The organism is Hymenobacter radiodurans (assembly GCF_004355185.1).
GTDB classification, from domain to species: Bacteria; Bacteroidota; Bacteroidia; order Cytophagales; family Hymenobacteraceae; genus Hymenobacter; species Hymenobacter radiodurans.
Genome location: NZ_CP037922.1, coordinates 3,911,192 through 3,924,538 on the forward strand (window position 1 = coordinate 3,911,192; position 13,347 = coordinate 3,924,538).

General features: G+C 54.6%; 14 protein-coding genes. 6 read left to right on the plus strand and 8 right to left on the minus strand.

Annotated elements, in window-relative coordinates:
- Nucleotides 1-41: 41 nt before the first annotated feature.
- Nucleotides 42-785 carry a RadC family protein gene (gene radC / locus EPD59_RS17795; protein ID WP_133273966.1) on the minus strand — a complete coding sequence of 248 codons (744 nt, stop codon included), beginning with the start codon at nt 783-785 and terminating at the stop codon, nt 42-44.
- A 124-nt stretch (nt 786-909) separates the two neighbouring features.
- On the opposite strand from radC, the gene EPD59_RS17800 reads away from it, so the two are divergent.
- From EPD59_RS17800 to EPD59_RS17820, 6 genes are all read left to right on the plus strand, one after another.
- Nucleotides 910-1,770 (plus strand): metallophosphoesterase, encoded by an 861-nt coding sequence (locus tag EPD59_RS17800; protein WP_240731478.1) that lies wholly within the window; start codon nt 910-912, stop codon nt 1,768-1,770.
- On the plus strand, nt 1,728-2,147 hold the full coding sequence (locus tag EPD59_RS22835) for a metallophosphoesterase (protein ID WP_240731479.1): 420 nt from the start codon (nt 1,728-1,730) through the stop codon (nt 2,145-2,147). Before EPD59_RS17800 ends, EPD59_RS22835 begins: the two co-directional genes overlap by 43 nt.
- Nucleotides 2,148-2,305: 158 nt before the next feature.
- On the plus strand, nt 2,306-2,914 hold the full coding sequence (locus EPD59_RS17805) for a hypothetical protein (protein ID WP_133273967.1): 609 nt from the start codon (nt 2,306-2,308) through the stop codon (nt 2,912-2,914).
- Nucleotides 2,915-3,024: 110 nt separating this feature from the next.
- Entirely contained in the window at nt 3,025-3,705 is a 681-nt protein-coding gene (locus tag EPD59_RS17810; protein WP_133273968.1) for a carboxypeptidase-like regulatory domain-containing protein, read from the plus strand.
- Between the two features lie 76 nt (nt 3,706-3,781).
- On the plus strand, nt 3,782-4,699 hold the full coding sequence (uvsE, locus tag EPD59_RS17815; RefSeq protein WP_133273969.1) for a UV DNA damage repair endonuclease UvsE: 918 nt from the start codon (nt 3,782-3,784) through the stop codon (nt 4,697-4,699).
- A 29-nt stretch (nt 4,700-4,728) separates the two neighbouring features.
- On the plus strand, nt 4,729-5,088 hold the full coding sequence (locus tag EPD59_RS17820) for a hypothetical protein (RefSeq protein WP_133273970.1): 360 nt from the start codon (nt 4,729-4,731) through the stop codon (nt 5,086-5,088).
- Between the two features lie 67 nt (nt 5,089-5,155).
- Here EPD59_RS17820 and EPD59_RS17825 read toward each other — a convergent pair whose 3' ends face one another.
- The 7 genes from EPD59_RS17825 to EPD59_RS17855 form a co-directional block, all read right to left on the minus strand.
- Nucleotides 5,156-5,512 carry a hypothetical protein gene (locus tag EPD59_RS17825; RefSeq protein WP_133273971.1) on the minus strand — a complete coding sequence of 119 codons (357 nt, stop codon included), beginning with the start codon at nt 5,510-5,512 and terminating at the stop codon, nt 5,156-5,158.
- A 261-nt stretch (nt 5,513-5,773) separates the two neighbouring features.
- Complete coding sequence (locus EPD59_RS17830; protein WP_133273972.1) at nt 5,774-6,094, minus strand: hypothetical protein; 321 nt, start codon at nt 6,092-6,094, stop codon at nt 5,774-5,776.
- Nucleotides 6,095-6,432: 338 nt separating this feature from the next.
- Nucleotides 6,433-7,035: a DUF4097 family beta strand repeat-containing protein gene (locus tag EPD59_RS17835; protein WP_133273973.1), complete on the minus strand. Its 603-nt coding sequence runs from the start codon at nt 7,033-7,035 to the stop codon at nt 6,433-6,435.
- Between the two features lie 164 nt (nt 7,036-7,199).
- Nucleotides 7,200-7,976 carry a DUF4097 family beta strand repeat-containing protein gene (locus EPD59_RS17840; protein ID WP_133273974.1) on the minus strand — a complete coding sequence of 259 codons (777 nt, stop codon included), beginning with the start codon at nt 7,974-7,976 and terminating at the stop codon, nt 7,200-7,202.
- Nucleotides 7,977-8,193: 217 nt separating this feature from the next.
- Nucleotides 8,194-9,045 carry a HEAT repeat domain-containing protein gene (locus EPD59_RS17845; RefSeq protein WP_133273975.1) on the minus strand — a complete coding sequence of 284 codons (852 nt, stop codon included), beginning with the start codon at nt 9,043-9,045 and terminating at the stop codon, nt 8,194-8,196.
- 5 nt (nt 9,046-9,050) lie between these two features.
- Entirely contained in the window at nt 9,051-9,590 is a 540-nt protein-coding gene (locus tag EPD59_RS17850; RefSeq protein WP_133273976.1) for an RNA polymerase sigma factor, read from the minus strand.
- A 370-nt stretch (nt 9,591-9,960) separates the two neighbouring features.
- Nucleotides 9,961-12,990 (minus strand): M16 family metallopeptidase, encoded by a 3,030-nt coding sequence (locus tag EPD59_RS17855; protein ID WP_133273977.1) that lies wholly within the window; start codon nt 12,988-12,990, stop codon nt 9,961-9,963.
- Nucleotides 12,991-13,347 lie beyond the last annotated feature (357 nt).

The window sequence follows — 13,347 nt, forward strand, 5'->3', positions numbered from 1 at the left end:
GTGCCGCGTCTCTACACGCCAAAAGGCCGTCTACAGGCAGCTTATAACACGCCTTCGTCGGCGAAGCTGTAGTAGCCGTGGTCGGTATAGATGAGGTGGTCGAGGATAGGCAAATCCAAGAACTGGCCGGCTTCTTTGAGCTTGCGGGTAAGGGCAATATCGGCGGCGCTGGGCTTCTGGTTGCCGCTGGGGTGATTGTGCACCAGGATAATAGAACTGGCCAACTGCTCTAGGGCGTGTTTGAAAATCATCTTCGGGTCGGCGACGGTGCCGGCTACGCCTCCGCTGCTGATGGGTTGTTTGCGCATCACCACATTGGCGCGGTTGAGCAGAATCACCCAAAATTCTTCGTGGGGCAAATCCTGAAGATTGGGACGAATGAGCTGGTAAATATCGCGGGAGCAAGTGATGGTAGTGCGGGCCGCGGCGGCCGTTTCCTTACGGCGCCGGCCTAACTCTAAAGCCGCCACAATGGTTATGGCTTTCGCCTCCCCGATACCTTTGTGGCGCATCAGCTCCTTCACCGACAATTTGGCCAACTCATTCAAATCGTTCTCTACCGCGTTCAGAATCAGCTTAGCTACGTCTACAGCGGAGAGCTTGGCGGTGCCTGAGCCGAGCAGAATTCCCATTAGCTCCGCGTCGGAGAGAGCTGAGCGGCCTTTTTGCAGAAGCTTTTCGCGGGGGCGGTCTTCCTCGGCCCAGCTTTTAATACCGAAAGAAGTGGGCGCTACGTAACGCACGGGGGCCGCGGCCTCTTCCGCCAGATTGTCAACTGATTTCATACTGCACTATTGTTGCTGAGGGCTGGTGCTTAAGGTAAAAGCTGTAGTCAGCCGTCTATCCTAGTCTTAGCTGGCATTTTCAATAACTAAACCAAAGCCGCCAGATTCCTCTTTAATTATCCGCATGTCACGAATTCTGAGTTTCCCCTTCATCTTATTGCTCATTTTAGCCGAATGGTACGGCTACCAAGCTATAAAAACCCTTATTCCAGCCAGCTCTATTAGCGGACGACGCCTTGCCGGAGCTATCTATTGGATTGTCACTGCATTGGCTTGGGGTTTCGCTATCTGGGCCATCACTACCCGCCACAACGGCCCGGCACCCTACAAAACGTATCTATCCAGCGCCTTGGTGGGTTTGCTGCTGGCTAAACTAGTGGTGTTGCTGTTTTTGCTCCCCGAAGATTTAGTTCGGATGGGGCGCTGGGTGGTGCAGCAGTTTACGCAGCGTAATGGTGTGGCTACCGGCACGCCCATTACGCGGAGTCAGTTTTTGAGCGGCTTGGCACTGGTAGTGGCAGGCATTCCGTTTGTAGCCTTTGTCTGGGGAATGCTGCGCGGAGCAACCGATTACCAGGTAAAGCGTGTAACACTGCGCTTCCCCAACCTACCGGCATCTTTCGACGGCTTTAAAGTGCTTCAGATTTCCGATTTGCACACGGGTAGTTTTCAGTCGAGCGAGCCGCTCGAACGGGCCGTCAGGATGATTAATAAGCAGCAGGCCGACCTCATTTTTATGACCGGCGACTTAGTAAATAATGTGGCCACGGAGGTCGAAAACCACATTGATACCCTCGCTCAAATCGAGTCCAAGCTCCCCAAGTTCTCTATCCTCGGCAACCACGACTACGGCGATTACGTGCAGTGGCCTAGCCCGAAGCCAAGCGCGCCAACCTGGCACGCCTGGCGCAGAATCACGCCAAAATCGGGTGGCGCCTGCTCTTGGATGAAAGCCATACTATTGAGCGCGACGGCGAGAAAATAGCCGTGTTGGGCGTGCAAAACTGGGGGGCTCAAATGCGCTTTCCTAAGTACGGCAATCTGCCTAAGGCCCATGCTGCCAGCGGCGACGCGCCCTTCAAAATTCTCCTCTCCCACGACCCATCCCACTGGGAAGGTGAGGTACTGAGTTACCCTGACATCGACCTCACTCTTTCAGGTCACACCCACGGCATGCAGTTTGGCGTGAATCTCCCCTTTTTCAAGTGGAGCCCTGTGCAGTATGTGTATAAGCAGTGGGCCGGCCTGTACAATAGAGGTGAGCAGTATCTGTACGTTAATACTGGCCTAGGCTTTTTGGGATATCCGGGACGGGTGGGCTTCCTGCCCGAAATAACCGTATTTGAATTGCGACGAGCGTAAGCAGTCGTATCACTTATATATAAAAAAGCCCCCGGCAATGGCGTTGGGGGGCTTTTTTATATATAATAATTCAATTATACAACTGCAAACAACCTGAACCGTATAGCGGCCGTGGTCTGATTCTCGGACCACTACTCTCTCCCTCCCACATTTTTGTCATGAAAAAGACCTTCCTCCTATTCTCCTGCGCTGGTGCGCTGGCATTTGCGTCCTGCTCGCAGGAAAAAGCAGCCGAAACCACGACGACCACAACGACCACGCAGACCGTCACCACCACGCCGGCCGCGTCGCGCAGCCGCGCTACCCGCATTGCCACACGCATGGCTTCCGACCTGAAAATCACGGATACGACCGTAGTAGCCCGGGCCGAGGATATCTATTTCGAGCGTTCGCGCCGCCTCGCTGAGTTGGAGGCACAGTATGCTACCGACACCACGGGCATGTACGCGGCTATGCAAAGCATTAATACCGAAATCGATACGCAGTTCAAAACTGTTTTCTCCGATCCGGCGCAGTACGACGCCTACGTAGCCAACCGCATGAACTACGCCGAGGAAATGTACATGGAGGAAGCGCCCGCACCTGCAGCTTCAGCCGCGGTTGACCAAGGCGTAACCAAAACGGAAGCCGACGGCGACACGAAAACCAAGTACGCCGACGGCACCAAGGTGAAAACCGAATCGGACGGTGAAATGAAAATAAAGGCTGCCGACGGATCCAAAGTGAAAGTGGACGACGACGGCGAAACCAAGATGAAAGAGGAATAACGAACCGCTCCGCCAGTTTTCTGGTTAATCGAAGCCCGCACCTGCAACGGTGCGGGCTTTTTTGACTCTGTAGTTGGCTACCTTGCAGTTTGGTTGCGTTCGTATAATTGATGGGTTTATCGTCTCGTTTGTTCACCGGATTCTGGAATAAAGCCGCTGTATTGCTGGTTTTAGGGTTGTTGATGGCCCTGTCGGCCTCGGCTCAGTTGCGCGTGTCGGGCACAATTACCAATGCCGCCGACGGCAAACCAATACCTGGCACCACCGTGCGTATTAAAGGCAACAAAACCGGCGTAGTAGCCAATAACGTCGGTGATTTCCGCATCGACGTGGCGTATACGGACACGCTGGAGTTTATTTCGCTAGGCTTTGCCACCAAGCGAATGGCGTTAGGCCGCTCGGGACTTTCCCAACTCATTGTGCAGGTAAAGCTCGACCGGGCTAGCATTCAACTGGGCGAAGTGCGGGTGCAGGAAGGCCGCCCGGCGGATGCGCAGATAAAGAAGGCCCTGCGCAATGTGCGCCGCCCCACACCGCCCGCCAACGCCGTAAAACGCCCCCCAGCGCCCAAGCCACTGTTCCCCGTCGACTCTACGGCTCCTAAAGCGCCGGTTGCCTCCCTTGAAAACCCAGCCAGCCTGCTCTACGACGCTCTTTCGCGGGAGGGCAAGGCGCGGCGCAAGTTAGAGGAGCTACAACAGCAGGAAGCCCTGAAAAAGAAGATGGAGCAAGCCCGCCGCGACCGGGAGCGGTACAACCGCAACTTCAAGGATAATCGGGGGTACGAGTAGCATTTCATTGCTTGGAGGCACTGGCCATTAGGCGCTTCCCACAACAGCCGACGCGCAACCTGCGTAAGCTGAAGCTATGAAAATTGGGTATCCCTGCGTAAATGAAACGCTCGACTGTAGCGCGGCCACTACTTTCCGGCTGGCGTCTTACACCGATGAGCGCGTGGTAACCACCGTTACCAATAATCTGGCTTGTTTGCAGCGCATTCTGGAATACAACGTCCAGCACGGTCTGCTCTTCTTCCGAATCGGTTCCGGCATCGTGCCTTTTGGCTCGCATGCGGTCAATACGTTTCCGTGGCAGACAGAATTTGCCCCCCACTTCCGCGCTATTGGCGATTATATCAAGGCCGAGCAGATGCGCATCTCTTTCCACCCCGATCAGTTTGTGGTGCTCAACTCCCCCGATCCGGGTATTGTGGAGCGCAGCATTGCCGAGTTGGTCTATCAGGGCTCCATGTTGGATTTGATGGGCCTTGATAGCACGGCCAAGCTGCAAATTCACGTGGGCGGCCTCTATGGCGACCGAGACGTGGCTATTGAGCGCTTTATTGCCACCTACCGCACGCTCCCGGAAGCGGTGCAGGTACGGCTGGTTATCGAAAACGATGACCGTCTGTTTAGTCTGCGCGACTGCCTGCGGGTGCACGAGGCTGTAGGAATTCCTATCCTGTTCGACAACTTCCACCACGAGTGCCTCAACCACAAAGAGCCGATGCAGGAAGCCCTGCGGCTGGCGGCCGGCACCTGGAACCCGACCCGCGACGGCGTGCTGATGATGGATTACAGCTCTCAGCAGCTTGGGGAGCGCAAGGGCAAGCACACTTCGTCGTTGGTAGAGGATAGGTTTCGTGAGTTTATCACGCATCTCAACGGCCTCGACGTAGATATGATGCTTGAAATTAAAGACAAAGAAGCCAGCGCCCTGCGCGCCGTGGCTATTCTGCGCGAGTTGGGTTTGGCTGCGCCAATCCCACTCAGCGCCTCCGTTTAGGTTTACACACGTCATTCATTCCCCATTATATGAACCAGCCAAACGCCCCTCAGTCCGGCGCCGATTTGCTTGCCGGCACGGTACACGCCCTGCACGGTGGTCTCACTTCTCTGCCTTTAAGCACGGCTCACACCAACATTGACACCTGGCAGGAAACCCTGCAACAAAGCGGTATTCCGGAGCTACAGGACATCGACCGAGAGCTCGGAAATCTACAATCACTGCTTAGCAACACCGACGGCATTGATGGCGCGGCCGTTGGCGACTCATTGGATATGCTGGGCACGCAGACGTTGCAGGCTGCCGTGCATGCCACGCCCGACGCCCAAGTGGCCCTTCGCGCCCTCGGCGACTTGCTGCTGCAGCACAGTGCCAAGCTCAAGGAATAAGAATCAACCATTCGCAAAAAAGCCCCCAGATATTCTCTGGGGGCTTTTTTAGTACCTTTTCAGTACGCTAGCGCGTAGGTGGCGTGCCATTCTGGGTGTCGGCGGCCGGGCGCTTCTTCTCGTTTACTCGCTTGGTGCGGCGGTTGGTGGTGGTTTCTACACTTGGCGAGGCTTGGCCATCCATCACGGTCTGCCGTTTGCGTACGCGCTCCTGGGCTGGAGCCGTAGGCGACGCGCTTTGATCTAATGTACTGCGCTCCGTATTCTGAGGCGTAGGTACAGGATTGATGGGCGCTGGCGTGGCTGCTTTTGGAGCCGCGGCTGGCGAACCAGTAGCGGCTGGTGGCGTAGCTGGTGCGGGGGCCGTTTGGGCATACGCCGAAGCACTTAATAATAAGGCCGCACATAGGAATTTCGTTTTCATATTATTCACAGAATCATGTCCAGAGAATTTAGCCGCAAATTCGCACAGCCCTAAAACAAGTACGCGTTATGAACCTTGATAGCCGCTTTTAGTTTTCGCAGCGTATATAATTTTGGCTTTTAAATTTTATATAAATAATCAAAATAAACACAGCAATAAAAATATAATCGACCCTTAATTACGACCAAGCAGAATAAATAAAGCCCGCTTTACGTGCGTAAAGCGGGCTTTAATAACTTAATCAAATTAAGGTTTTAGACCTTATTTTGATGGATCAGCCTTCATTTTAGACTTCTTCTTTTTGTTCTTCACTTTTACGTCAGCAGCTTCGTCCTTAGGAGCAGCAACGGCTGGCTGCGTGGTCGTGCTCTGCGTTTCTACAGTAGTAGAAGTTTGCGTAGGAGCAGTAGTAGTGGTGTTGATAGTAGCATCCGTGGCCGGTGTTGTGGTTGTGGTGCTCTGAGTGCTGGTAGGCGTGGTGGGCTGCGTTGTAGTCGTGGTGCTCTGAGTGGTAGTAGTCTGGGCGTTAGCAGCAGAAATACCAGCAACCAACAAAGCGACTAAAATCAGGGACTTTTTCATAATACAGGACTAATGTTGAAAAGAGATTTTTAAAGAGTCGAGAGCAAGTGCAAATGCACTAGCGATATCCATCAGAAGATAATCGCAAGCCCTCAACGGAAGCAAGAACGAATAAGTTACAGGCCTTATTATTTAAGCGAATAAAAATTGGAGCAGCAACCCAAGCAATACAGGCTTAATACATTCACAAAGCGCATTTTACAATTCATAAATATATTTTGAAAACACCTATTATTTTAATTGTCAAGCTACCATTTTATTAATTTCAATGCCTTTAGTCGACTTCCTTACTCTACTCACTGGCGAGGAAATTTGCCCCCCAGCCAGCACCACGGGGCTTAGTTCTGCTTGCGGAAGAATACGTCGCCGCTGATAGACTCGAGGCGGATGGCCGGGCCGCTGCTGCCCAACGTCCCGCGCACTTGGTAGCCCACGGGGGAGTTGTTTTTTTGGCCGTTCAAGGCAATATCCTGGTTGGTGTACACCTCACCGGTGATGGTTTTCATGGCTACTTCAGCGCCTTTTGTCGGCGGCCAGCTTACATCTACAAAGCCGCTGATAGATTTCGCTTCCAGGGGGCCATTCAGCCCCTTAACCTCAATGTTGCCGCTAATGGTATTCACCTGAACCGTGGCGCCAGCGGGCACTTCAATCACGTAGTCGATGCGGGCACAGACGCGATACGAGCCCTTCCCATTCTTGCCTGAGTCGTTCCAGGTGCTGTAGCCCTCGCCGTCGGGGCAGTCGGGTTCGTTGCTGGTGTACAGCAGCGCTTTATCGAACGCCGACTTCACTTTTACCTCGTCGCCTTCCGTGTTCAGGGTCAGCAGTAAAGCGTCGTTCAGCTTGTTATTGTTGATGGTAACCGAGGCACGCACGGCTACTTCCTTACCGCTGCCGCCTTTGATCTGAATGCTGGATGCCTGTTGCAAATCCAGCACCAGCCGCTGCTTCGAGTTCAGGGGGCTTTTTTCTCAATTATTTTCTGGGCTTGGGTAGGGCTCGTGCCCAGGAGCAGGGCAAACATGGCCCCAAGTAGCAAGAAGAGTTTCATGACAAGACAGTAATTAAGTTAGTGTAACCAATTGATATGTAGACAGAAGTATTACTTGGCTTTGCGAACGAACACGTCGCCGCTTATCGATTGCAAGGCGATTTTGGTACCGCCGCCGTTCACGGTGCCTTCCACCGTTTGGCCGCCCACACGCCGCATATCGCCCTCCTCCTTGCTCTTACCCATATTGATGTCGAAGTCGGTGTAAACCTCGCCCGAAATGGTGCGCAGTTGCAGGGTGGTTTTGCTGCTGGCCGGCATCGTGATATCCACCGCCCCACTCACACTGGAAATAGAGCTAGGCGATTTGCCCACTCCAGCGTAGCGCACGATAATGTCGCTGCTGATGCTGTTAGCTACTACGCCACCGCCCATGTTTAGGAGTTGGGCGTCGCCATTCTTCATGTTCACTTCCAAGTCGCCCTGCAAGTCGTTTACTTTCAGATTACCGCTGCCGAATTGGGTTTGGGTAAACACCACCGCTGTTTGCCGCGGCACCCGAATGACGTAATCCGTATCCTTGCGAGAGGCCTGCACCACGCGCACTACATTATCCTTTTCGGTCACGGAAAGGCCAATCTTGGTATTGTCAACAGCCGAGTTGTACACGGGCCGCAGCCCTTCGGCGCGCTTGGGGGCTGGCTCGAAACCGTTGCCCCGAATGATGAGCTCATCGCCGTTATAGCCTTCCAGCGTGACGTCGCTGCCGTTCATATCCAGCACGATTTTGCGGGCTTTACCGCCGAGCTTAAGCTTGTATTCCTGGGCCCACAAGGCCGGACTAGCCGCTAGCAGGTAAAGTAGAGTGAGAAACAGAGTCTTTTTCATGACAAAGAGAAGTGGAGTAAGTAAGGAGTCGAACGTACCCGCAACCGCGACTTCCGGGGGCTTTTTTCAGGCCCAGTTCGTTGGGAAAATGGATTGAGAAGAGAGAAAAGTATGTGTAGGTGAGCTTGTGGAGCAGCCATGCCGAGTGGAGCGAAGCAACTTCATTCGCTTCGTAATCAGCCTTGTTGCTTCGGTCGGCTCTGTATGCTATTGCGCTTTATATCTGTATCAGCTGGCCCAGCCCCGATTCTGCCTGCTGCCGCACAATGGGTAAGGCATCGCGGCGCTGCGACAAACGTTCCAGTTCCGGCACCGCTCGCCGCTCGCGCAGGGCTACCAGTAGCTCAATGAGCATGATTTGCACGTTGGGGTCGGTCTGAATGGTAAGCGACTGCACGAAGGCCTCCCTTACCCGGGGGTCGTCGCGAAGGCGGTATAGTGCCTGCCCGGCAGCTAGTCGCACGTTCGTATTCGGGTCGAAGTTGAGCGTATTGATAAGCGCCTGCACTGTTGGGTCGGCACTGCCCTTTACTTCCCCAGCCATCTCATTTACCAGCTGAATCCGGTCGCTGGCGGAGAGGGAAGGCACTGCAGGATTTACCTTGAGAGTACCCAAGCGTGAGTCAGCCGTTGTAGCTACCGGGCTGATGCCAGCAACATCAGCGCCTAACGGCCGCCACAAGTTGCCCAGCAGCACACCCGTAGCCAGCAGCACAAGGCTGGCGGCAATCCGTAGCCACCACATTCCCGACTGCTCCGACGTGGCAGGCTCTAGGCGCACCACTTTCGCCTCACGCACTTCTGATTCAGGCTTTGCCAGCGCCGCTTTTTCTCGTTCTAGCGCGGCCATAAAGTTTACGCGCAATGCTAGTGGAGGAGTGATAGGCTCGGCAGCTTCAAATTTGGTCCCCAACTCCTGCAACTGCGCCACGCGCTCCTGGCAGCGGGGGCACGTAGCTACGTGGGCCGCCATCTGGGCCGTCTGAGCCGGAGGCAGGCTGTGCTCGGCATAGTCAACCAGCAGGTCGGCTACATCAAGGCATTCGGAAGAATTAGGCGTGATATTCATGGTTGTTAGTTGAAATAGATGGTGCGCAAGGCTTGTAAGGCCCGGTGCGCTTTTACTTTGGCCGCGCCCGCTGTGCAGCCCAGCATGTCGGCTATCTCCTCGTAGCTGAAACCCTGGAAGCGATGCAGTACCAGAATTTCGTGCTGAGCCGGGGAGAGCTGAGCCATTGCTTCGTGCAAATCCTGTTCGCGGTCGGCGGCGGCCGTGTGGCGGAAGGCGGCTCCGCCCAATGCCCCTTTACGCTCTACTTCCACCACGTCGGCAGTGCGCATGCGCTGCTGGCGCTGCCAGTGGTCGGTGTGCACGTTGCGGGCCAGTTGGTAAGCCCAGGCTCGGAAGGGCTGACCGGGCCGGTAGCTGGCCCGGTACTTCAGCAGGCGCTCAAACACCGTTTGCGTAAGGTCCTGGCTAGTTTCGTAGTCGCTGGTGAGGCGGTAGAGGAAGTTGAACAGTGGCCCCTGATAGCGTTCAAACAACGGCACTACCTGGTCGAGGTCATCGGCCTGCACAGCTGCCATTAGTTCTTCGTCGCTTCTGGTTTCCACCGCGTGAGTTTTGGGGTTGAATTGCAGCGAGTACCGGGAGATTGGGTAATCGTTACAAGGGTGTTGAAATATTTTTTCAGGAAGGCAAAAGGTAGCTAAAACCCCAGCCTCATGCTGACAATTGCCCGGCTACTTATTTAGCTAAGACTTTATCACAAACCACAAGCAAAAAAGTCCCCCGCTGTAGCTGAGGTACAGTGGGGGCTTTTTTAGTAAGCATAGCTTGAAGATGCCTACTATGATTTGCTATGGTTAAAGTCGAATGGTAGAGCACCACTGGTTACCCTCCCCGCCTAACTAAAATATGTGCACGCAAAAAAGCCTGGCTCCTCTCGGAACCAGGCTTTTCAGGCTAGTCTACTAGAAAAGGCTACTTGGTCTTTTCTGTTTTCTCTTTAATCTTCATCTTTTTGCCGTCTTCTTTCATTTTCCGCTTGGCCTTTTTATCCGTGGCCGGCGCCGCTTCGGGCGCGGCGGCCGCCGGGGCCACGACGTTGTAGGAAGCGGACATGTCGGCTTTGACGGGGTTGCCATCCAGGTCCAGTTCGATGACTTCATAGCCCAGCTTCTGGAGCTCGGGCAGCTGCTGCTTATCGCCGGTCACTACCAACACCATGCTTTCTAGGGGCAGATACTTCGCGGCGCTGGCCTTCACGTCTTCTTTCGTGAAGTTCTGCAAGATCTCCGTTTGCTTTTTCAGGTAATCCGGCGTCAGGTCGTACTCCAATAAACGACCCAGGAAGGCGGCTTTCTGCTGGCCAGTTTCGTAACGCAAGGCATCGTTCTGGCCCACCGACGACTTGAGGAACGCCAACTCTTCATCCGTAATCCCAGTCTTGCGATACGAGTCGATTTCCTTGACAAACTCTTTCACCGACGCAGCCGTAGCATCGGCCCGCACACCCGCGCTAGCCGTAAAGGGCCCAGCGTAGCGGCTACCGGAGTAGCCTGACCCAGCCCCATAGGTGTAGCCTTTGTCCTCGCGCAAATTCAAGTTGATGCGCGAGTTGAAGGCGCCACCTAGAACGTAGTTCGAGAGGTAGGCTTTGTAGTAATCGCCCGTCGCATCGTAGGGCAAGGCCACATAGCCAATACGTATTTCCGATTGCGCGGCCCCGTCCTTATTCACAAAGTAGAGCTTGGTCTTGTCAGGTTTGGAGGCCACCGTAGCAGCTGGAAGGGTTACTTCCTTGCGGCTCCAGTTTTGTAAGAAGCCTAGCTTCGAGACCAGCGCCTGCTGCTCCACGTCGCCCACGGCCACGAGGTGCGAGATGTTGGGTGCGTAGTTCTGGGCGTAGAATTGCTTCACGTCGTCCAGGCTGATGCTCTGCACCGAGTTCTGCGTGCCGCTCACCGGGATGCTCATGATGTTCTCGGCGCCATACAGCAGGCGGCTATACGTCTTGTTGGCAATCGTGACCGGCTGCGTGTTCTGGTTGGCAATGCCTTCCAGGGTCTGCTTCTTGATGCGCGCAAAGTCGGCTGCATCAAAGCGCGGACGCATCAAGCGCTCTTCTACTAAGGCAAGGGTCTGGTCCAGGTTTTTGGTTAACGACTGCACGTACACCGTCGTGTTGTCGGCGCCGGCGCTAACCTGCACGGTGCTACCCAAGCGGTTTAGGGCCGCGGTAAACTCTTCGCCTGAGTATTTCTGCGAGCCTTCATTGAGCATGGCTGCCGTGAGCGAGGCGATGCCCGCTTTGGTGCGGTCAGCTTGCTCTAAGCGGTGGCCGCCGCGAATGGTCAGCAGCATGGTCACGGAGGGGATTTCGGTGTTGCGGGTGCCCATCACGCGCAAACCATTCTTGAATTGCTCCTGCCATACCGCGGGTACTTGCACGACGGGGTTGGTGCCGCTCTTGGGCTGCTTGCTGCGGTCAAACGTATCCTTGGCTTTGACGTAGGTCAGGCCTTTATAGACATCCGCCGGGGCTTGGTAGCCTTCTTGGGAAACCGTATAGTTATCTGCCTTCGCGAGCAGATTAGGAGCCGTCTTGGGCACTACGCTTACAAATATCGCTTTCTTGCCTTTGATGTATTGGTTGTAGACGCGCACCACATCGGCTTTGGTCAGGGCGCGTAAGCGCTTCAGATCTTCTGGCAAGCGGTTCGGGTTGCCGGTGTAGGTCTGGTAGGCAGCTAGCTGCGAGACCTTACCGCTGACGCTTGCTAGGCTGTTAATTATCTGCGCTTCCCGGCTCGACTTGAAGCGCTGTACCTGCTCGTCGCTGACGCCGGTTTTTTCAAACTCGGCCAGGGTCTGACGCACGAGTACCTCCGTGCTATCCAAACCTTTGCCAGGGAAACTTAGAGCCGTGATGTTAAATTCTCCGGCCAACTCCGAACAGGGGTGAGAAGCCGACGCTTGAACGGCTTTCTGGTTCTTGACCAAGTTTTTATAGAGCAGTGAATTCTTACCCCGCCCCATAATTTCTGCCAACGCATCCAGTGGTGTTTCGTCGGGGTGGTACTGCGGGACAGTCGGAAACACCATTTGCAGCATGGGGAAGCGCACATTGTCTTCGTAGCTGACATAACGGTCGGCCGTGAGCTTGGGCGCAGGCAGCTTCATGTTCTCTACGGCCGGACCGCGATTGATAGAGCCGAAATACTTCTCGACCAGCTTCACTACCTCGGCCGGCTTCACGTCGCCACCAACTGTCAGCGTGGCGTTATTGGGGCCGTACCAGCGCAGGAAGAAGTTCTTTAGATCATTTACGTCCGAGCGGTCCAGGTCTTCCAAGTAGCCAATGACATCCCAGGAATAGGGATGGCCATAGGGGTACAGGGCTTTATACAGCGTTTCTTCGGCTCGGCCATAGGGTACGTTGTCCACGCCCTGACCTCGTTCATTTTTGACGGTTGAGCGCTGCACCTCAAACTTTTGCTGCGTTACCGCGTCGAGTAGGAAACCCATCCGGTCGGCTTCCAGCCACAAGGCCGTTTCGAGCTGATTGTTCGGCACAGTTTCAAAATAATTGGTGCGGTCCCGGTTGGTAGTCCCGTTCAGATTGCCGCCCGAGGCCGTTACGGTTTTAAAGTGCTGTTCGTCGGCCACGTTGTCCGAGCCCTGGAACATCATGTGCTCGAAGAAGTGGGCAAAGCCCGACTTGCCCAGCGATTCGCGGGCGGAACCCACGTGGTAGGTGACGTCGACATGCACCAGCGGGTCGCTGTGGTCTTCGTGCACGAGTAGCGTCAGGCCATTAGGCAGCACGTACTTCTCGTAGGGAATCACCAGCTCCGAGCCCTTGCGGGTGACTTTCTCAACCAACTTAGTGCCCCCGGGTGCAGGCGCTGGCTTGGTGATTTTCTTCGGGGCGGGTGTTTGCTGAGCCACGACTGGGGGCAAGGCTAGGGTAAGGCCTAGGCCCAATAGCCACAAGGATTTAAGGGGCATAAAACGGACGTTCTACGGGGGGTGAAAAAGGAAGTGAGGCGAGAGAATATGATCGACCAGAAAGGAAGGCGCATATTTCCATCCAATATTACCTATTTTTTATGATGTTTTTAGCTGGCTAGCTGGTTGAAAATAGGGAAGGTTTTGCCCCCGTTTAAGCCACCCCATAGCTACTGCTGGCATTGTTCTTTATATAGTAGTAGTGGTGCCTTGTAACTGATTCCGCAAAGGCCCACAAGAGGAAGTGCGGATGGCTCACCTTCTAGCAGCTCCTTGCAATGATCAGGAGTAGAATTTAACACACATCTTATTTGTGGTACTAGGCAACTGTCTATCTTCTACAAAAAAGCCCCCAGC

What these genes read in the sequence shown, in the direction of transcription:
- radC (WP_133273966.1), bottom strand. Translation starts at nt 785, where the DNA reads ATGAAATCAGTTGACAATCTGGCGGAAGAGGCCGCGGCCCCCGTGCGT.
- EPD59_RS17800 (WP_240731478.1), top strand. Translation starts at nt 910, where the DNA reads ATGTCACGAATTCTGAGTTTCCCCTTCATCTTATTGCTCATTTTAGCC.
- EPD59_RS17805 (WP_133273967.1), top strand. Translation starts at nt 2,306, where the DNA reads ATGAAAAAGACCTTCCTCCTATTCTCCTGCGCTGGTGCGCTGGCATTT.
- EPD59_RS17810 (WP_133273968.1), top strand. Translation starts at nt 3,025, where the DNA reads ATGGGTTTATCGTCTCGTTTGTTCACCGGATTCTGGAATAAAGCCGCT.
- uvsE (WP_133273969.1), top strand. Translation starts at nt 3,782, where the DNA reads ATGAAAATTGGGTATCCCTGCGTAAATGAAACGCTCGACTGTAGCGCG.
- EPD59_RS17820 (WP_133273970.1), top strand. Translation starts at nt 4,729, where the DNA reads ATGAACCAGCCAAACGCCCCTCAGTCCGGCGCCGATTTGCTTGCCGGC.
- EPD59_RS17825 (WP_133273971.1), bottom strand. Translation starts at nt 5,512, where the DNA reads ATGAAAACGAAATTCCTATGTGCGGCCTTATTATTAAGTGCTTCGGCG.
- EPD59_RS17830 (WP_133273972.1), bottom strand. Translation starts at nt 6,094, where the DNA reads ATGAAAAAGTCCCTGATTTTAGTCGCTTTGTTGGTTGCTGGTATTTCT.
- EPD59_RS17840 (WP_133273974.1), bottom strand. Translation starts at nt 7,976, where the DNA reads ATGAAAAAGACTCTGTTTCTCACTCTACTTTACCTGCTAGCGGCTAGT.
- EPD59_RS17845 (WP_133273975.1), bottom strand. Translation starts at nt 9,045, where the DNA reads ATGAATATCACGCCTAATTCTTCCGAATGCCTTGATGTAGCCGACCTG.
- EPD59_RS17855 (WP_133273977.1), bottom strand. Translation starts at nt 12,990, where the DNA reads ATGCCCCTTAAATCCTTGTGGCTATTGGGCCTAGGCCTTACCCTAGCC.